This window comes from Streptomyces sp. NPDC000878, from assembly GCF_053599695.1.
On record NZ_JBSFMT010000020.1, the window covers coordinates 83,186 to 101,222 of the forward strand.

The following is an 18,037-nucleotide window of genomic DNA, read 5'->3' on the forward strand; positions in this document are numbered from 1 at the left end:
GATCAGCACCGCCCTCGGCACCCGGTCCGGCGCTCGGCCCGGCGCCGGGCTCGATACCGGACTCGACACCGAGCCCCGCACGGGACCCGGCATCCCGCTCGGCGCTGGACCCGACACCAAGCCCGACACTGGACGCGGCAGCGGACTCGGCATCGCGCCCGACACCGATCCCGACACCAAGCCCGGCACCGGACGCGACAGCGGACTCGGCGCCGCGCCCGACAACGGACTCAGCGCCACGCGCGTGACCGGACTCGGCATCGTGCTCGGCGCCACGCACCTCGCCGCGCTCGCGACAGTCCAGCGCCCGCAGAAAGGACAGCGCGGCGCGCGCGGTCGCGTCGTTCTGCCGGAACGCGGGACCCCCCGTACGCGGCCGGGTGAACGCCCCGGAGCCCCGCGCCTCGGTGTGCGGACCGAGCGCGAACCGCCGTGGATGCGGCCGGCCGTCCCCGTCCAGGAGCCGCCCGTCACCGGGGTCCACGGCCAGCAGCCCCTCGGGCGTGACGGCGGCCCCGTCGGCGTACAGCTCGCGCAGCAGGATGTCGCGGGCGCGTTCCACCGTCGGCTCCGGCAGCCGCGCCTCGACTAGCGCGCGGGCCTCCACCGAGGCACCGGGCACGCTCGTGCCGCTCGCCCGGAACACCCCGTCCTCGGCGGTGACGACCGTGTCGGCGCCGAGGAAGTTGAGGATGCCGGCCCGGGACAGCGCGAGCATCTGCCGCAGCCGGGGTCCGGGCGGCCCCGAGGCGAGATAGCTGAAGAAGCCGTGCCACCAGGACCCGATGTCCCCGAGGCGCACCAGCTGCCCGTAGACGGAGAGCAACCCGAGGAAGACGGCCAAGTCCTGGCTGTACGAGGGATCGTGATGCCGGGTCAGATCGTCCCGGATGTATGCCCGAAGCCCCTCCTGGAGCGCCTCGTACGACGGATACCGCACCCCCTCCAGCGGCCGGTCGAGGGCGTCTAGGTCGAGCCGGTCGGCCGGGTCGGGCACGGTGGAGGCGACCAGCACCTCCCGCTCCGCCCGGTCCGCGGCGGCGTACTTCTCCTCGAAGTCCGTCCAGGCGCCGCCGGTGCGTTCCGGGTGGACGGTGAACAGCCGGTGGTAGTGCGCGAACCCCAACTCCTTCTCCACCAGCGGCCATACGTCCCGCCGGAAGTCGAAGCCGTCAGGACGCGCGAGCAGGGCGTCCACCTCGGCGGGCCCGAAGAACCGTGGCAGGGGCGGCCGTTCACCTGTCCAGTCGTAGCCGATCTTCGAGTGGTACGGCACCCCGCGCCGCGAGCCGACGTACAGCACGGGCTCGTGCCCGGACGGCAGATAGGTCAACTCCCCTTCAGCACCGGAAGGATCGCCCTCGTAACGCCCACCGCGCCCTTCGGTGAGCAGCACCATGAGGTCGACGAAAGCGAGCCCGAAGCCGCGCACGAGGACGGATTCACCGGGCGTGAGCGCGGACAGATCGCTGTCGGCGGTGAAGTCCGGCGGCAGATGAACGAGCCGGTTCGCCTGCGCGTACGCGGCCAACTCGCGCTGTTCGGCGTCGAGTTCGGCGTCGAGATGGCCGAGCGTCAGTACGACGAGGTCGGCGAGCAGTGGCCGGGCGCGCCCCTCCAGCCACACCTGCTGGCGCCCCTCGCGCGGCCCGCCGACCCGCAGCGCACGCCCGGCGTGGTACAGGACGCGGACTCCTGGCGGCAGGGCAGCCACCGTGTCCTCGTACACCCAGTTCAGATAGGCGCCGAGGCGCTGCCGGTCCGAGAAGACCCGGCCGTCGATGTCCGCCCACTCGTGCAGCGTGGGTCCCGGACGCACCGGGCCCGTCATGGCCACCGTCTCGTCGGTGAACATGGTGACGTCCTGGGCCTGCGAGTTCATCCACAGCAGCGGGGACTGCTCCTGGCGCCAGATCCGGCCCGCGCCCGGTGGATGGGGGTCGACGAGATGGATGTCGAGGCCCGAATCCCCGTACAGCTCGGGCGCGTTGGCGGCGATCCGCTCCAGAAGACCGGTCCCCCGCGGACCGGCCCCTACGATGACGAGAGTCGGCCTCGCAGAGCGGCCCGCATTTTCCGATGAGGCCGCTGGTACCGATGGGGCCGATATGGCCGAGGTGTCTGAGGACATGCAAAGGCTCCGTGACGCGATAGGTCGAACACGGTGGTGCCTTCACACGGGCGTCGCAGAGCGCGGCGGCACAATGCCTGGCGCGCGGTACGGCGATACGGCCGAGCCCCTCAGCAGGGCCGTCCACCGACTGTACGGTGCCGTTTCCCCTCACTGTCAAGGCTGTCCGAACTGTGAGCGGTTCGTCTCATCTCGTTGACGCCGAACCGGATGCCTGTTCCACTTACCCCATGCATCCGCAGCAGTGGCTGGTCAAACGCTCCCACATCGACTTTGGTCGAGTGTGGTCCTCCTCCTGTTGAGCTGACCCCCCTGCGCGCCCGCCCGCACGGGCGCCTTTTCGCGTTCTCCCGCACGTTCCGCACACCTCACGCCTCGCACGCGCCTTCACACCCGCGCACACCCCTCCCCTCACGCGCCCCTCCCCTTCTTCTCTTCTTTTTCCCTTCATCACCGATGATCTTTCGTCACCAATGAGTCCCAAGATCACGGAAGACTGAGCCGGCGTCAGCTGCGGCTCACGGACGGCCAGGAGACGACTCGGCGGCGACTTGACCTCCGCCGACCGCATCTGAGGCTCCGTCAGGAATGCGGACAGGGCGCCCATTCACCCATACGTCCCAACGCTCACCCATACGCCACGAAGAATCATATTTCACTCTCAGTCAGCAGCCGCACACAGTAAGACCCTTGCGGCGCGGGGCCTCTCGACGAAATGGTTGTGCACCAGTACCGTCACGAAACCCCCGCGCGGCGTCTATTCACTTGGCGCGCCATCCGCATCATGGATGACGATAGGGATGCGGAAAGCAAGAAGGACCGCTGTGAGAGGAGGCGTCCATGGGATCGGTACGCAAGGCAAGCGCCTGGCTTGGCCTCGTCGACGACAACGATGACGAGCGTTACTACGACGACGACTACTCCGAGGGGACCGAGCAGCCCGGGGATGCCTGGGTCACGGACCCCCGGGTCAAGGTCGCGGGCGAGGTGGCCGAGGAGAAGGGCCGCCGCATCGGCACGGTCACCCCGGACAGCTTCCGGGACGCCCGCGCCATCGGCGAGCTCTTCCGGGACGGCGTCCCGGTCATCATGAACCTCACGGCCATGGAGCCCGCCGACGCCAAGCGCGTCGTCGACTTCGCGGCAGGCCTCATCTTCGGCCTGCGCGGCTCGATCGAGCGGGTGTCCAACCGCGTGTTTCTGCTGACCCCCTCCGACACGGAGATCGTGAGCGGAGAGGCCCAGCCGCACCGGGCGGACGGTTTCTTCAACCAGAGCTGAGGCAAGGCCGCTCACCGGCCACGCCGCCCGCTGTTCAGGTCAGCGGAAGGCGTCAAGCCCGGTGAGCGCCTTGCCCAGCACCAGTTGATGCATCTCGACGGTGCCCTCGTACGTGAGCACCGACTCGAGGTTCGTCGCGTGCCGCATCACGGGGTATTCGAGCGAGATCCCGTTGGCGCCGAGGATCGTCCGGGCCGTACGACAGATGTCGATGGCCTCGCGTACGTTGTTCAACTTGCCGAAGCTGACCTGCTCGGGACGCAGGCGGCCGGCGTCCATGCGCCGCCCCAGATGGTGGGCGAGCAGAATCCCCTTGTGCAGCTCGACCGCCATGTCGGCGAGCTTGGCCTGGGTGAGCTGGAACCCCCCGATGGGCCGCCCGAACTGCTCGCGCGTCTTCGCGTAGTCGACGGCGGCCTCGAAACAGGACCGGGCCGCCCCCATGGCACCCCAGACGATCCCGTACCGGGCGTGGGAGAGACAGCTGAGGGGCCCACGAAGCCCGGTGACACCAGGAAGTACGGCATCGGCGGGCAACCGCACGCCGTCCAGCACCAGCTCACTGGTGACAGAGGCACGCAGGGACCACTTGTGCTTGATCTCGGGCGCGGAGAACCCGGGGCTGTCGGTGGGCACGGCGAACCCACGGATCCCGTCACCGGTCTGCGCCCAAACAACGGCGACACCGGCGACGGACCCATTTGTGATCCACATCTTCCGCCCGTCGAGCACCCAGTCACCGCCACCACCGCTGTCACGCTTGGCGTAGGTACGCATACCGGCGGGGTCGGACCCATGGTCGGGCTCGGTGAGCCCGAAGCAGCCGATGACGTCACCGGAGGCCATCCGGGGCAGCCAGTGCTGCTTCTGCTCCTCGCTCCCGAAGGCATGGATGGCGTACATGGCGAGGGACCCCTGCACGGAGACAAGAGACCGAATCCCGGAGTCGGCGGCCTCCAACTCCAGACAGGCAAGCCCGTACTGCACGGCGGAGGCACCGGCACACCCATACCCCGTGAGCGACATCCCGAGGGCACCAATACCCCCCAGCTCCCGGGCAAGCCCCTTGATGTCCGGCAGCTCCCCCGCCTCGAACCACTCACTGACATACGGCAGCACCCGATCCGCAGCCCAGGCCCGCACGGTGTCCCGGATCGCCAGGTCCTCCGCGTCGAGCGTGTCGTCGAGCCCGAGCGGGTCGGCGGGATCAAAAGGGGGCAGCTTCGCGAACGCAGCCACAGGGAAGCCTCCGATAACTTTAACTAGCACCGCTAGTTACACACCCCCGACGCTACGACGAAGCATGCCGCACGTCCACGGGTGAGGGCGAGATCGGTCGTCGCCTACGGTCTTTCCCACCCGCCCACCCGTGCGGGCCAACCGAGACGCGGGCCTCTGCCGCAGGGGCGAAGGCCCGTCGGCGACTGCGGGCCAGAACCCTTCACGCGACAAGGTGTGAGCTTCCCGTCCGGGAGATACCCGCAAAGTCGGCAGCGACCCACAGAACCACCCGCAGCCGCCAACGCTCCCCGACGCCCCACGGCAAAGCCCCACAACTGGACGGACCGAACGGGCGGGCGGGCGGGAAAGGCTCTAACCCGCAGCCGCCAACGAACCCCCACCCCCCACGGCAGAGCCCCGCAACTGGACGAGCCGAACGGGCGGGCGGGTGGGAAAGGTTCTGACCCGCAGCCGCCGACGGACCTCAGCCCCCGCAGGAGACGCCCACGTCTCGATCGACCTGCACGGGCGGGCGGGTGGGCGAACCCCCCGTTCACACCGACACCCGACTCCCCGCAACCTCCCGAGGACCAGGCACCGCAGCCAGCCCAACCCCCTCACACTGCATGACCCGCGGCAACCGCAACGCCATCACCGCCCCCAACACCAACAACCCCGCACTCACCAGCAACGTCACATGCAACCCGTGCACAAACGCATCCCGAGCCGCAGAACGCAGGGCCGCCCCAGGCGACCCCCCAAGCCGCCCGGCAACCTCGTACGCCTCGCCCAGCGAATGCCCCGCCGCAGCCGACGCCCCCGCCGGAACCCCCGGCACCGACCCCACCCCCGGCGCGTACGCCGCGTTCATCACACTCCCCAGGAGCGCGATCCCGATCCCCGCGCCCAGTTGGTACGACGTCTCGCCGATCGCCGCCGCCCCACCCGCCTGCGCCGCCGGAGCCTCGGCCAGCATCGACTCGTACGCCCCGAAAAGCGTCGTCTCCAGGCCGAAGCCGAGCAGCACGAACCCGGACAGCAGCAACCCGGGGTTGTCCCGCCCGCCCATCGCCATCAGCAGCACGACCGCCGCCGCGGTGAGGCAGAACCCGGCGCTCACCATCGTCCGCGGCCCGAACCGCCGCAGCAGCCGCGCCCCCACCAGCCCGGCCGCCATCGCCGCGAGCGTCAGCGGCAGCAGCCGTAGCCCCGTCTCCAACGGGGAAAGCTTCAGCACCAGTTGCAGATACTGCGCCGCGATCAGCTCAAGGCCGACCAGCGCGAGCATCGCCAGCACGATGCACCCGACGGACGTACTGAACGCCGGCCGGGCGAACATCCCCAGGTCCACCAGCGGATGCGTACGCCGCCGCTGCCGCCGTACGAACACCACCAGCAGCACGACACCCGCCGCCAGCGGCACGACCGTCAGGAGGTTCCCGGCGCCCTCTCCGCCGCCCAGCCGCTTCACGCCCAGCACGACGCCGAACAGCCCGCCCGCCGCCGTCAGCGCGCCGACCACGTCCCAGGGACCGGTGTCCCGCTCGCCGCGCGACTCGGGCAGCAGCAGCCGGCCGACCGGAAGACTGACCAGCATCAGCGGGATGTTGACGAGGAAGACCGAGCCCCACCAGAAGTGCTCCAGCAGGAACCCGCCGAGCAGCGGCCCGACCGCCGCGCCCACCGCGGCCACCGCGCTCCAGACGCCGATCGCCAGCGCCCGCTCGTGCCGGTCGGGGAAGACCTGGCGCAGGATCGAGAGCGTCGCGGGCATGATCATCGCGCCGCCGACACCCAGCAGCGCCCGGGCCAGGATCAGCACCTGGGCGCTGTCGGCGAGGGCGGCCAGAGCGGAGGCGACGCCGAACAGCGCGTACCCGAGGAGCAGGATCCGGCGCCGGCCGACGCGGTCGCCCAGCGTGCCGAACAGGATCAGCAGCGAGGCGCAGACCAGCGGATAGACGTCGACGATCCAGAGCAGCTCTATCGCGCCGGGCCGGAGATCCTCGCTGACGGCGGGTACCGCCACGTGCAGCACGGTCGCGTCGACCGCGACGAGCAGCAGGCTGGTGCAGAGGACGAGAAGGACGACCCAGCGGTTGGCTCCGGCACCGGCCCCGGCCGCCCGGCGGCGCAGCGCAGCGGCAGCCCTGGTCGTCCCGGACATGTACGTACCTCCAAGGTTCCCTCGCGTTCGGCGGTCCGCGGGGTGGGGACTCCCCGGGGCTCCGGCTGAGGAGGAGCGGTGTCCTCAGTCCGCGCGGCGAATAGCGAGTGGTCCGACAGCGTACGCGAGTTCGCAGCGGCGAAAAGTGGCGGACCTCTCACGCGCCCGCGGAACCCGTGTGGTGTACACCACGCACCCGGCGGGCCGCCCGCCTCCGCGCCCGTCCGCGTTCCGTACGCCCTCGATAATCGACCGGTGACAGATCTTGGAACCCGCCCGCCCCCCGCGCTTCCCACGCTCCGCCGAGCGGCGCCCGCCCTCCTCGGGTACGCGGCCGTCCGTTTGCTGGGCCTGGTCGCGCTGGCCGTGTGGAGCGCGGCGCGGGACAAGAGCGCGTACAAGCTGCTGACCGCCCGCTGGGACTCGGTCTGGTACACCCGGGTCGCCGAACTCGGCTACGGCTATGAAGTGCGTCTCCCCAACGGCGATGTGCACTCGAACCTCGCCTTCTTCCCGCTGCTCCCCTGGCTGGAACGGCTTCTGGCCTCGGTTACCCCGATGTCGTACGCCGACTCGGGCTTCGCGGTGAGCGTCCTCGCGTCGATCGCCGCCGCGTGGGGGGTGTTCGCGGTCGCGGATCACGTGTACGGCCGCCGGGCCGGGGTCTGCGCGGTGCTGCTGTGGGCGGTGCTGCCGGTCGGGATCGTCCAGTCGATGGCGTACAGCGAGTCACTGTTCACAGCGCTGGCCGCCTGGTCCCTGTACGCGGTCCTCACCGGCCGCTGGCTGACGGCGGGCACCCTGGCCCTGCTGGCGGGCCTGACCCGCCCGGTGGGCCTCGCGGTGGTGGCGGCGGTGTGGACGGCGGCCATCGCCTCGTACGTACGGGACCGAGGCGTCTCGTACGTACGGGACCGAGGCGCGCCCGCATCGGACAGCGCGCCCGTTTGGCGACGCGCCCTCGCCATGCTCATCGCGCCGCTCGGCGCCGCCGGATACGTCCTGTGGGTCGGCCATCGCACCGGCAAGGGCCCCCTGGGCTATCTCGACGTCCAGGCCGGCTGGCGCAACGGTTTCGACGGCGGCGCCGCCTTCGCCCGCTTCGTCGCCGACAAGTTCACGTCGTTCCCGTCGGCGCCGGCCGGCGTCGGACTGATCGTCGGCGTGGGCCTGCTGATCTGGCTGTACGTCACCTGCGTACGGCAGCGCCAGCCGTTGCCGCTGCTGGTGTACGCGGGTGTCGTCGCCCTGCTCGCCCTGTGCGCGTCGAGCTACTTCGGCTCGAAACCGCGCCTGTTGCTGCCCGCCTTCCCCCTCCTGCTGCCGCTCGCCCGGGCGCTGGCCCGGCTGCGTACGTCCAGATCGGCACTGGTGACGGGCGTCGTCGCGGTGGCCTCGGCGGTCTACGGGGCGTTCTGGCTGAACGGCTCCGGTCCGCCCTGACCGGTGGGCGAATTCCGGACGACCGCACGGTGAACTAATTCGAAAGGGCCATAAAACAAGCCCGCCGCATGATCAATGAAAAAGAAGGGAAGGTGCGCCTCTCAATAGCGATTCTGCGGAATTAAACATCATCCTGAGAGGAATCCCACATCACATCGTCATTACAAAGCCGCAGATTGGGCGGAGAACTGCGCTCACTCGCTGTAACGTCGATTGAGTGAGTACCGAAGGAAACCTCGCCCGTCTGGACCGGGTGTTCGCGAGGCTGGACCGGGAACCGGAACGGCCGACCCACATGGATGTGCCGAAGATGAGCCGGCACAGGATCGCGCTCCTTGTCGCGACCCTGGCCTTCTATCTCGCCACCGTGTGGGCCGTCGTGATCACCTCGTGGCTGGTCCGGCTCGACTGGCAGGTCATGTTCTTCCGGCCCTACCAGCAGTGGCCGGAGATCCACGCGTTCCTCGACTACTACGTGGTGCTCGGCCAGCGCGGCCCCACCGCCGTGATGATCTCGGCCTGGCTGGGCTGGCGCGCCTGGCGTCAGCACACCCTGCGCCCGCTGCTCGTGTTCGGCGTCGCACTGCTGCTGCTCAACATCACGGTCGGTGCAGCCAAGATCGGCATGGGCCGGCTCGGACCGCACTACGCGACCACCATCGGCTCGAACGAAATGGGCATGGGCGGGGATATATTCCCCAGCGGTCACACCGCGAACGCCGTGGTGACCTGGGGGATCCTGGCCTATCTGGCCACCGGCCCGCTGGCCAGGCGCTGGCTGTCCGCCAGTTCGGCGCTGATGTCCCTCGGCGTCGGCCTCACCACGGTCTACCTCGGTACGCACTGGCTGAGCGATGTCGTCCTGGGCTGGGTCGCGGGTCTACTGGTCCTGCTGGCGCTGCCGTGGTTCGAGCCGCTGATCCCCCGCGCCGAGACCTGGCTCCTGTCGCTACGCGACCGCTGGCGCGCCCGTGGCACCGGCATCGGCACGGCGCCCGTACCGGCCCGGGTCGGCACGCCCGCGCTGCTGGGGCCGCACGCGACCGCCGAGGAAGAGGCCACGGCCCGCGAGAACACCACCCCGGCGGCCCGTTCGTCCCGGGCGCCCGCCCACCCCGTCCATCCGCACGCGGCGCGCTCGGAGCGCACCCCGGTGACCCCGGCCGGCAGCCGTCGCCCACCGCACGCGGACCGTGCCCCGCGCGGCACCGGCACCCCCTCGGCCCGCCCGCTGCCCGGCAGCGGCTGAGCCACAGGGACGCGCCGGCGGGCCTGGAGCCTGATCCGCCGGACAGGCCCTAGCCCTTCCAGCAGCGGGTCACCCTGCCGTCGGCGATCTCGAAGTTGAGCCGCCCCGACCGGTACTCCATGGTGATGATCGCCCCGGGCGGCAGCGACCGCACCGCGGACCAGCCGCGCTCCCGGGCGAGCCGCTCGGCCCGTGTCGAGTCGAGGCCGATGTACGAGTCCGGATGGTCCTGGGGTTCTTCGGGCCTGGGAATCGATGCCATGCCCGTCACCGTAGGCGCCCACGGGCGGCCGGGGGAAGCCCGGCCCCGGACAGCCACGTATCTCTCGGTACAACTGCGGTCACGCTTCTGTCACAAGATCACGACACCCGTTTCAAGCGATAATCATCACGCGCAGGTAATTCGCCATCCCTCGGAGAGCCCCCGATAAACCCCGTCCAAGAACGCCGGAAGGACGACTCGGGGACAGCGAATTGCGCCGCTCATCTCCACGCCAGCGCCTTACGCGCTCCCTACACGCGCCATACATGCTGATGCCACACATCTCCGCGCCACCCCGGCGAAAGAAGACATGGAACGCGCACGACTTCCACACACAACCCCCGCACCACGACTTCATCGTGCGACCGCGCGGGACAGCCGGTCCCGGGCGGTCCTGATCACATCGACGAGTTCCTCGGGTTCCAGCACCTCGAACTCGAAGCCCATCAGCATGACGTGGACGACCATCACATCGAGGCTCGCGGCCCCGGTGCGCAGCAGACAGGCCTCCTCGCCGTCCGGCTCCAGCGTCCCGGCGGAGGGCGAGATCCGCTCGGCGGCCTCCGCGAGGGGCACCAGCAGCCGGACGACGGCGTGCGAGGCGTACGCGCGCGTGGAGACACCTCGGGAGACATAGGCGGCGAGATCGTCGGCAGGGGGCGTACGCGGGGCGAAGCGCGGTCCGTGCGGCGGCTTCGGCGTGATGCGGTCCACGCGGAAGGTCCGCCAGTCGGCCCGGTCGACGTCCCAGGCGACCAGATACCAGCGCCGCTCGGTGCACACCAGGCGGTGCGGTTCGACGGTACGGCGGGAGACGGCGCCTTCGTGTCCCCGGTACTCGAAGCGCAGCCGCTCCGTGTCCCGGCAGAGGTGGGCGAGTTCGATGAGGACGGCCGGGTCGACGGCGGAGGGCTGCGGCCCGCGCAGCATCGGCACGGTGAAGGCGTTCAGGGCCCCGACACGCCGGCGGAGCCGGTCGGGCAGCACCTGTTCAAGTTTGGCCAGTGCCCGTACGGAGGTCTCGCCGATGCCCTCGATGCCCTGCCCGGCGGCGGTCCGCAGCCCGACGGCCACGGCGACGGCCTCGTCGTCGTCCAGCAGCAGCGGCGGCAACTCGGCGCCCGCGCCCAACTGGTAGCCACCGCCCGTGCCGGGGCTCGCGTTCACCGGATACCCCAGCTCACGCAGCCGGTCGACATCCCGGCGCACGGTCCGCGGGGTGACCCCGAGCCGGTCGGCCAGATCGGCGCCGGACCAGTCGCGGTGGGCCTGGAGCAGCGAGAGCAGGCGCAGGAGTCGTGCCGAGGTCTCCAACATGGGACCGAGTCTGCCAGCGGTCGCGGACAGCCACTGTCCTCAACAGTCATGGCCGGTACGCCAGCTGCGGTACGTCGAAGCAGTCGGCGTTCATGTCTCCTTGCGAGACCCAGCCCTTCCCGTCCTGCCACCGGGCCACCGACAGACACGTCCGGCGCGTCTTCGGCGGCTCGGCCAGCCGCTCGAACCGCACCGGGATCAGCAGCCCGTCGGCCGTGTACCCCTCGCTGCGGTTCATGAAGTCGTCGACACACGCGCGCGTCATGCCCGTTCCCGTGCACGACCTCGCCGCGTCCGTGAACCACCTCGCCGCCGCCCAGCCCTCCAGCTGCCACTGGGAATGCGTCTTGAGCCCCTCGGTCGCGTCCCGGAACTCCCGTACGGCCGCCTGTTCCGTGTCCTCGTAGTTGCGGCTCGACCCGGTCGCCCACAGGGCGTTGCGGCACTGCGGGGAGTCCTTGTAGTCCTCGGGGACGGCGGAGGTCCAGTTCTGTACGTTCGTCACCTTGGCGGTGACCTCGGCGCCGACCTCGTCCATCGCCTCGCACAGCTGGGCGTTGCCGTGGGTGTCGAGGGCGTCGAAGACGAGGTCGGCGCCCTGTTGCTTCAGGTCGGCCGCCGCCGCGCGGAAGTTGGGCAGCGCGAAGTCGACCTGCTCGGTGACCACGTCGTAGCCCTCGGCCTTGAGACCCTGGGCGACCAGCCGGGCGTACGCGGCCGAGGCGGCCTGGTTGTACGAGACGACGGCGGCCGTACGGGCCCCGTGCTCCCGCGCGAAGTACCGGTAGACCTCCGTGCCGCCGTACAGCTGCCCGCCCCAGCCCGGGGTGCCGTTCCGGGGCGCGAGGCTGCCGTAGACGCTGTACAGGTGCGGGTAGGTGTCGTAGGCCGCGCCGATGGGCTGGCCGCCGATGTCGGGCACGCGCGCGCGGGAGACGAGGTCGGCGCCCGCGTAGTCGAGGGCGGTGGTGGCGACCAGGGCGACCACCTTGTCCTCGTCGATCAGTTTGTGCACGCACTCGTTGTTGCCGACTCCGCTGCCGCCGTCGTCGCACAGCCGGACCTCGACCGGGCGGCCGTCGATGCCCCCGCGCGCGTTGAGCCGCTCGAACCAGGCCTTCGCGCCGTCGCGGGGGCCGGTGAAGGCGGCGGCGCCGACCGGACTGGTGGCGCTGGCGATGATGCCGACGCGGAGGGGCGTCGTACCGGCCGACGGCGTTGTCGTCGAAGTACCGCGGTGCTCGAAGTCGCTCTCCGGGAGGCGGCTGCCGCAGGCCGCGCTCAGGAGGAGGAGCAGCCCCAGGGCCGCCGACTCAACACCCCGGAGCCGTCGACGCATTGCCGCTCAGCCCGACCAGCGCGCAGAGCGTACTGACGGTGACCTTCCAGGTGCCGTCCTGTTCGACTGCGGTGCCGGAGGCGTTGGGCAGGGCCGTGGCGCCCTCCAGGAGGAGCGCGTAGCTCACGTTGGCCGCGGTGGGCGAGGTGAACTCGACCTCGTCGACCTTCGCCTCGACCTGTCCGCCCCGCTGGTCGCCGCTGAAGGCCTGGAGCAGCAGGCCCAGCTTGTCGCCGTTCTCCAGGACGGCCTGCTTGTCCTTGAGGGAGACGGCCGGGTCGAAGAACTTCACCCAGTTCTGCCGGATCTCCTTCTCGGCCGCGACGGGGTCGGCCGGACCGTCGCCGGTCGGCTCGGCGGACGTCTCGGTCGGTTCCGCCGCGTCCGTCGGTTCCGTGGACACGGACGGGGTGGACGTCGTCGCGTCACCTCCGCCGCCGCCGCCGTCGTCGCTGCACGCCGCGAGGGCCGGGCCGAGGAAGAGCAGGAGGGCGGCCGTGATGGCCGTGCCCCGCCGTGCGTTCCCCCGCCTGAGGTCGCTCCCGAGAACCATCTGGCTCACCACCGGGTGTCGGTCCGGGCCAGGCGTGCCCGGTGCTTTCAGGGTCAGCTGACAGCGGGCATAGTGCAAGCGATTGGCCGGCTTGGACGGACACAGCCAGGACACACGACGTGTGGGAGCCAAGGATGCAGACAGCTCGATCGGCTCAACTGCGGACCGTGCGTCCCGTCCTCTGGACGGGCTGGGCCGCGCTGGCGGCGGGCGCGGTGCTGTGCGTGCTCGGCTGGTACGGCGTCTCGGGCGAGCGGTTCGCCGAGCGGCAGCTGCCGTACCTCGCGTCCTGCACGGTCCCCGGGGCCGCCCTGATCGTCGCGGGCGCCGTTCTCCTCGCCCACAGCCGCGACGCGCTCGCCGCGGCCCGCGTGGAGGAGCTGTACGGCCTCCTGGTGGCCGTAGAGCCCGCCGAGGCCCCCGGAGAGCCGGTCACCGCTCCCGTGGCCGTCAGCGGCCGTCTGCTGATGGTGCCGGGCGGCACCCTGTGGCACCGCGCGGACTGCCCGCTGGTCGCCGGGAAGCCGGAGGCGGTGCCGGTGGACGGCAAGCTCCTGGCGACCGGCGAACTCGCCCCCTGCCCGATCTGCGAGCCGGACTCGGCGGACGACTGACCGATGGCGTCCCTGACGTACGACCTCACCCTCGCGGGTCTCTCGATCGGCAGCGCGGCGGCGCTCACCGGCATCGGTCTGATCGTCACCCACCGCGCGACCGGCGTGCTGAACTTCGCGCACGGCGCGATCGCGATGGTGTGCGCGTACGCGCTGCGGCAGTGCACGGTCGAGTGGGGCTGGCCGCTGTGGCTCGGCGCCCTGGTGACGCTGTGCGTGCTGGCCCCCGCCATCGGGATGGCCCTGGAACGGTTCGTGTTCCGGCCGCTCGCGGTCCTGGGCGGCGATCCGGCGCAGACCCTGGTCGCGTCGATCGGCGTGTTCGTGCTGCTGGTGGGCGGGGCCGCGCTGGTGTGGGGCCCGGGGGCGCGGGCGGACGCGCCCGAGCTGGTGTCGGCCGATCCGTGGGGGCAGTTGGCGGTGGCCCTGGTGCTGGCCGTCGCCGTGGGCGTGGTCACGCGGTGGACGCGGTTCGGGCGGGAGCTGCGCGCCGTGGTCGACGACCGGCAGCTGGCGGTGCTGAACGGCGTCGACGCGGACCGGGTGGCCGCGGCGGGCTGGGCGTTCGGCTCGTTCACCGCGGGCCTGACGGGCGTACTGCTGGCCCCGTACGTCCGCCTCGACCCGTACGGCATGCCCTTGCTGGTGATGGAGGTGGTGGCCGTCGCGGTGGCGGCCCGGATGCGCTCGCTCCCGGTGGCGGTGCTGGTCGCCCTGGGCATCGGGGTCGCCCAGAGCCAGCTGACGCGCCTTCACCCGTCGGGCTGGGCCCAGCCGCTGCTCCAGGCCGTCGGCACCAACCTCTTCGTGGTCGCGCTGCTGGTCGCGGCGCTGGTCCTGCCCGGCATCGGCACGCGCGACGCGCTCCCGCGCGCGGCGACGACCCGCACACCGACCCCGCCGGGCGCGTGGATCGTGGCAGGGGTGCTGTTCCTGCTCCCCCTGGGCTTCGCGGGCTCCGACCTGCATACGTCGGTCCAGGTGCCGGCGCTGGGCGTGGTGCTGCTGTCCCTGGTGGTGGTGACCGGCCGCGGTGGCCAGATCTCGCTGGGCCAGGCGGCGTACGCGGGCCTGGGCGCCCTCTTCACGGCCCTGCTGGCGGCCGGCCGCTTCCCGGGCCTGCCCCGGCTCCCCGAACTGGCCGCGCTGGCGGTGGCGGTGCTCCTGGTGGCTCCCCTGGGCCTGCTGACGGGCTGGCCGGCGATCGGCCGCCACGGTCTGGCGCTGGCGCTGGCCACGTTCGCGGTGGGCGTCGGGGTGAGCCGCTTCGTCTTCGCGCAGCCGTACGCCACCTCGGGCCTGACGGTGAACCGCCCGGCGGGCTTCGAGGGCGACCGCGCGTACTACGTCCTGGAACTGGCGCTGCTGGCGGTCGCCTTGCTGGCCACCCGCTTCCTGCGGACGGGCCGCACGGGCCGGGCCCTGGCCGCGATGCGGGACCACGAGCCGGGCGCGTCGGCGGCGGGAGTACGGGTCCCGTCCCTGAAGCTGCTGGCCTTCGTCACGGGCGCCGCCCTGGCCGCCCTGGGCGGCTCGCTCCTCACGATGGGCCTGCGCGCCTTCGACCCCGGCGCGTTCGACCCCGTACGCGGGCTGCTGTGGTTCGCCGCAGTGGTGGTCCTGGGCGCCGACAGCACCCTGGGCGCACTGACGGCCGCGGCACTGCTGGTGGGCCTGGACGCGGGCGCGCGGGGTGGCGTGGCGGCGGCCCTGATCGGCGTCCTGGCGGCCCTGGTGGGCCGGTTCCCGGGCGGCCCGTACGAGGCCCTGCGCACGCTGACGGGACGGCTGCGGCCGGGACGGGCGGCGCGGCTGACGCCTCTGGGTGTTGCCGCGCGGGGGCGGTTGAAGGCCGCAGGGCGTGGACGATCGGGGGGCACACGGCACGGGCAGCCGGAGGCCGCACCGCACGGACGGCTGGTGGGCGAGGGCGCACGGCCGACCGCCGGCCCGCCCGCTCCAGCCCTCCCGGTTCCCCCGACCGCCCCGTCTCCCCAACGGCTTCCTCGGGCCGCCGCCGCTCCCAGGGGCTCCTCCCCCGCACCGCTCCTCCGCGCCTGCGGCCTCCACGTCCACTACGACGGCTTCACCGCGCTCGACGGGGTGGATCTCAACGTCCGGCCGGGCCGGGTCACCGCGGTCGTCGGGCCCAACGGGGCCGGGAAGAGCACCCTGTTCCACTGTCTCGCCGGAACCGTGCGTCCCACGCGCGGGAAGGTGCTTTTCGGGGCGCGGGACATCACGCGGCTCTCCGCCCATGCCCGCACCCGGCTCGGTGTCGCCCGGACCTTCCAGCAGCTGGCCGTCTTCCCGTCGTTGACGGTGGCCGAGAACGTCCGCGTGGGCGCCGAACAGGGCCATGTCACCGATCCGGCGGCGGTGGAACGGGCGTTGCGGCTCCTGGGCCTCGACGGACCGGTACGTTCGCTGCCCGCCGCCGACCTGCCGACGGGCACCCTGCGCCGCGTCGAACTGGCCCGCGCACTCGCCGGGAGCCCGCGCGTCCTGCTCCTCGACGAACCCTCCGCCGGTCTCGACAACGCCGAAGTCGCCGCGCTGACCCGCGTGCTGCGGGCCCTCGCCGCCGACGGCACCGCCCTGCTCGTCGTCGAGCACGACCTCGACCTGGTCGCCGACCTGGCCGACGAGGTCCACGTCCTGACGGCGGGCCGGATCGTCGCGTCCGGGCCGCCCGGCCAGGTCCTCGCCGCCCTGGAAGCGACGGTGGGCCGATGACCACCCTCGCCCTGCGGCACGCGCGCGTGCGGTACGGCCCGCTGGAGGCCCTGCACGGCGTCTCCCTCACCGCCCCCGGTCCGGGCCTCACCGTCCTGCTGGGCCGCAACGGCTCCGGCCGTACGACCGCCCTGCGCGCCCTCGCCGGAGCGGTGCCGCTGTCCGGGGGCGCGGTGGTCTGGGACGGGGTCGACGTGACCCGCGTACCGGCGTACGAGCGGGCCCGGCGCGGACTGTGCCTGGTGCCGGAACGGCAGGCCGTGTTCGGGTCGCTGACGGTCCGGGAGAACCTGGAACTGACGGCCGCCGACCCCGCCGCCGCGCTCGACGCCTACCCGCAGCTGAAGCCTCTGCTGTCGCGCCGCGCGGGCACCCTCTCCGGCGGCGAGCAGCGCATGCTCGCGCTCTCCCGCGCCCTGCTGGCACGCGCGCGCGTGGTGCTCGTCGACGAGCCCGCGCAGGGCATGTCACCGGCGGTCGCGGCCCACACGTACGGGCTGCTGAGCGCGCTGGACGCCTGCGTGATCGTCGCCGAGCAGCGGTTGCCGCCCGTCCTCCACGGCCATCGGGCCCTCGTGTACGAACTCCGCCGGGGCGCGGTCGTGTTCGGCGGAGAGGCCGCCGAACTCGCCGGCCCGTCGAGGTGACACGCCGGTGCCCCACCCGGTCCGGACCGGGTGGGGCACCGTGCCCGACGCAGGGGGAGCGGCTCAGATGTCGAGCCTCTGTCCGGGCACGATCAGGTCGGGACTGTCGCCGATGACGGCCTTGTTGGCGGCGTACAGGTGCTGCCAGGTGGTCGTGTACCGGGCGGCGATGCCGCTCAGGGTGTCGCCCGCGCGGACGGTGTAGTCACCGTCGCCCCGGGACGAGCTGCGGCCGGTGTGCGCAGGCGCACGCTCGGGCGCCTTCGACGGGGCCTTGGACGCGGCGGACTCACCGGAACCGGTCGCCTTCTTGGTCGACTTCTTCGTCGCCTTCTTCGTCGACTCTGTGCCGCCCGAGTCGGAGCCCGATGCGGCGGGAGCGCTCCCTGAGGCTCCGGCGCGCGCCGAACAGGTTGGCCACGCGCCCCAGCCCTGGGCGCCCTGGACCTTGGTGGCGACGGAGATCTGCTGGCTCCTGGTGGCCCCGTCGGCGGTGGCCGCGTAGGCCGTACCGCCGTAGGCACGCCAGGTGCTCGCGGAGAACTGGAGTCCTCCGTAGTAGCCGTTGCCGGTGTTGATGTGCCAGTTGCCGCCGCTCTCGCACTGGGCGATGCGGTCCCACACCCCGCTGTCCGCCGCCGCGGCGTTGCCGGTCGCGGCCAGCAGTCCAAGAGGGGCGAGCAGGGCCGCCCCGGCGAGGACCGCCGTCTTGCGCGTCTTACGGGTGTAACTATCGGCACATTCGGACATGTAGATCCCTCTCTACGGACCCGGGCTCCCCCTGACCGGAACGCGTCGGCCGCGCATCGACGCGGTCGGCACACTCCGCCCCGTCCGTCGGCGGTGGTGCTGCGCGATGTCTGGTTCTGCGCGGCCGGCGGACCCACCCGAGCGGTGCTAGGTGCACACGGCGGAGGAATCTATGGACCCTGACGAGGCGTTATCAACCAACTCCCCGTTCTCCCAGGCCAGTTCAGGGTTACCGTAGGTATCGGCGAATTCCGGCCACCCACTTCATTCGTGCATTTCCTGATTTGTCGACCAGCTACTCGGACAAACTGTGAGTCAGTTCACCAA

At 71.7% G+C, this 18,037-nt stretch carries 13 protein-coding genes and 1 pseudogene; 6 read left to right on the forward strand and 8 right to left on the reverse strand.

The annotated features are described in order from the left end of the window. Positions 1-301: 301 nt before the first annotated feature. Positions 302-2,131, reverse strand: a pseudogene (locus ACWDR4_RS19925) (FAD/NAD(P)-binding protein); the annotation flags it as partial. Between the two features lie 840 nt (positions 2,132-2,971). Here ACWDR4_RS19925 and ACWDR4_RS19930 point away from each other — a divergent pair. Beyond that, positions 2,972-3,412: a cell division protein SepF gene (locus tag ACWDR4_RS19930; RefSeq protein ID WP_389357744.1), complete on the forward strand. Its 441-nt coding sequence runs from the start codon at positions 2,972-2,974 to the stop codon at positions 3,410-3,412. Between the two features lie 39 nt (positions 3,413-3,451). Here ACWDR4_RS19930 and ACWDR4_RS19935 read toward each other — a convergent pair whose 3' ends face one another. Next, positions 3,452-4,651: an acyl-CoA dehydrogenase family protein gene (locus ACWDR4_RS19935; RefSeq protein WP_450410133.1), complete on the reverse strand. Its 1,200-nt coding sequence runs from the start codon at positions 4,649-4,651 to the stop codon at positions 3,452-3,454. A gap of 535 nt (positions 4,652-5,186) precedes the next feature. After that, positions 5,187-6,800 (reverse strand): MFS transporter, encoded by a 1,614-nt coding sequence (locus ACWDR4_RS19940; protein WP_450410135.1) that lies wholly within the window; start codon positions 6,798-6,800, stop codon positions 5,187-5,189. Positions 6,801-7,055: 255 nt separating this feature from the next. On the opposite strand from ACWDR4_RS19940, the gene ACWDR4_RS19945 reads away from it, so the two are divergent. Next, positions 7,056-8,243 (forward strand): mannosyltransferase family protein, encoded by a 1,188-nt coding sequence (locus tag ACWDR4_RS19945; RefSeq protein ID WP_450410137.1) that lies wholly within the window; start codon positions 7,056-7,058, stop codon positions 8,241-8,243. A 217-nt stretch (positions 8,244-8,460) separates the two neighbouring features. Further along, positions 8,461-9,492 carry a phosphatase PAP2 family protein gene (locus tag ACWDR4_RS19950; protein WP_450410139.1) on the forward strand — a complete coding sequence of 344 codons (1,032 nt, stop codon included), beginning with the start codon at positions 8,461-8,463 and terminating at the stop codon, positions 9,490-9,492. 49 nt (positions 9,493-9,541) lie between these two features. On the opposite strand, the gene ACWDR4_RS19955 is transcribed toward ACWDR4_RS19950, so the two are convergent. From ACWDR4_RS19955 to ACWDR4_RS19970, 4 genes are all read right to left on the reverse strand, one after another. Continuing rightward, complete coding sequence (locus ACWDR4_RS19955) at positions 9,542-9,754, reverse strand: I78 family peptidase inhibitor (protein ID WP_450410141.1); 213 nt, start codon at positions 9,752-9,754, stop codon at positions 9,542-9,544. 354 nt (positions 9,755-10,108) lie between these two features. Further along, positions 10,109-11,071 (reverse strand): helix-turn-helix transcriptional regulator, encoded by a 963-nt coding sequence (locus ACWDR4_RS19960; protein WP_450410143.1) that lies wholly within the window; start codon positions 11,069-11,071, stop codon positions 10,109-10,111. A 46-nt stretch (positions 11,072-11,117) separates the two neighbouring features. Further along, positions 11,118-12,410: an ABC transporter substrate-binding protein gene (locus tag ACWDR4_RS19965; RefSeq protein WP_450410145.1), complete on the reverse strand. Its 1,293-nt coding sequence runs from the start codon at positions 12,408-12,410 to the stop codon at positions 11,118-11,120. Further along, positions 12,385-12,963 (reverse strand): hypothetical protein, encoded by a 579-nt coding sequence (locus ACWDR4_RS19970; protein ID WP_450410146.1) that lies wholly within the window; start codon positions 12,961-12,963, stop codon positions 12,385-12,387. The genes ACWDR4_RS19965 and ACWDR4_RS19970 overlap by 26 nt, the downstream gene beginning before the upstream one ends. Before the next feature lie 134 nt (positions 12,964-13,097). Between ACWDR4_RS19970 and ACWDR4_RS19975 the strand changes: the two genes are divergently transcribed. The 3 genes from ACWDR4_RS19975 to ACWDR4_RS19985 are packed head-to-tail and all read left to right on the forward strand — an operon-like array spanning position 13,098 to position 16,960. Further along, complete coding sequence (locus ACWDR4_RS19975) at positions 13,098-13,577, forward strand: hypothetical protein (RefSeq protein WP_450410147.1); 480 nt, start codon at positions 13,098-13,100, stop codon at positions 13,575-13,577. 3 nt (positions 13,578-13,580) lie between these two features. Then, entirely contained in the window at positions 13,581-16,313 is a 2,733-nt protein-coding gene (locus ACWDR4_RS19980) for an ABC transporter permease subunit (protein WP_450410149.1), read from the forward strand. Beyond that, positions 16,310-16,960, forward strand: a complete 651-nt coding sequence (locus ACWDR4_RS19985) for an ABC transporter ATP-binding protein (protein ID WP_450410151.1) — start codon at positions 16,310-16,312, stop codon at positions 16,958-16,960. The genes ACWDR4_RS19980 and ACWDR4_RS19985 overlap by 4 nt, the downstream gene beginning before the upstream one ends. A gap of 63 nt (positions 16,961-17,023) precedes the next feature. Here ACWDR4_RS19985 and ACWDR4_RS19990 read toward each other — a convergent pair whose 3' ends face one another. Continuing rightward, positions 17,024-17,710: a LysM peptidoglycan-binding domain-containing protein gene (locus tag ACWDR4_RS19990; RefSeq protein WP_450410152.1), complete on the reverse strand. Its 687-nt coding sequence runs from the start codon at positions 17,708-17,710 to the stop codon at positions 17,024-17,026. Positions 17,711-18,037: the final 327 nt, after the last annotated feature.

Bases quoted from the DNA above. Each gene is read 5' to 3' on its own strand.
- ACWDR4_RS19930 (WP_389357744.1), top strand. From the start codon at position 2,972: ATGGGATCGGTACGCAAGGCAAGCGCCTGGCTTGGCCTCGTCGACGAC.
- ACWDR4_RS19940 (WP_450410135.1), bottom strand. From the start codon at position 6,800: ATGTCCGGGACGACCAGGGCTGCCGCTGCGCTGCGCCGCCGGGCGGCC.
- ACWDR4_RS19955 (WP_450410141.1), bottom strand. From the start codon at position 9,754: ATGGCATCGATTCCCAGGCCCGAAGAACCCCAGGACCATCCGGACTCG.
- ACWDR4_RS19960 (WP_450410143.1), bottom strand. From the start codon at position 11,071: ATGTTGGAGACCTCGGCACGACTCCTGCGCCTGCTCTCGCTGCTCCAG.
- ACWDR4_RS19965 (WP_450410145.1), bottom strand. From the start codon at position 12,410: ATGCGTCGACGGCTCCGGGGTGTTGAGTCGGCGGCCCTGGGGCTGCTC.
- ACWDR4_RS19970 (WP_450410146.1), bottom strand. From the start codon at position 12,963: ATGGTTCTCGGGAGCGACCTCAGGCGGGGGAACGCACGGCGGGGCACG.
- ACWDR4_RS19975 (WP_450410147.1), top strand. From the start codon at position 13,098: ATGCAGACAGCTCGATCGGCTCAACTGCGGACCGTGCGTCCCGTCCTC.
- ACWDR4_RS19980 (WP_450410149.1), top strand. From the start codon at position 13,581: ATGGCGTCCCTGACGTACGACCTCACCCTCGCGGGTCTCTCGATCGGC.
- ACWDR4_RS19985 (WP_450410151.1), top strand. From the start codon at position 16,310: ATGACCACCCTCGCCCTGCGGCACGCGCGCGTGCGGTACGGCCCGCTG.
- ACWDR4_RS19990 (WP_450410152.1), bottom strand. From the start codon at position 17,710: ATGTCCGAATGTGCCGATAGTTACACCCGTAAGACGCGCAAGACGGCG.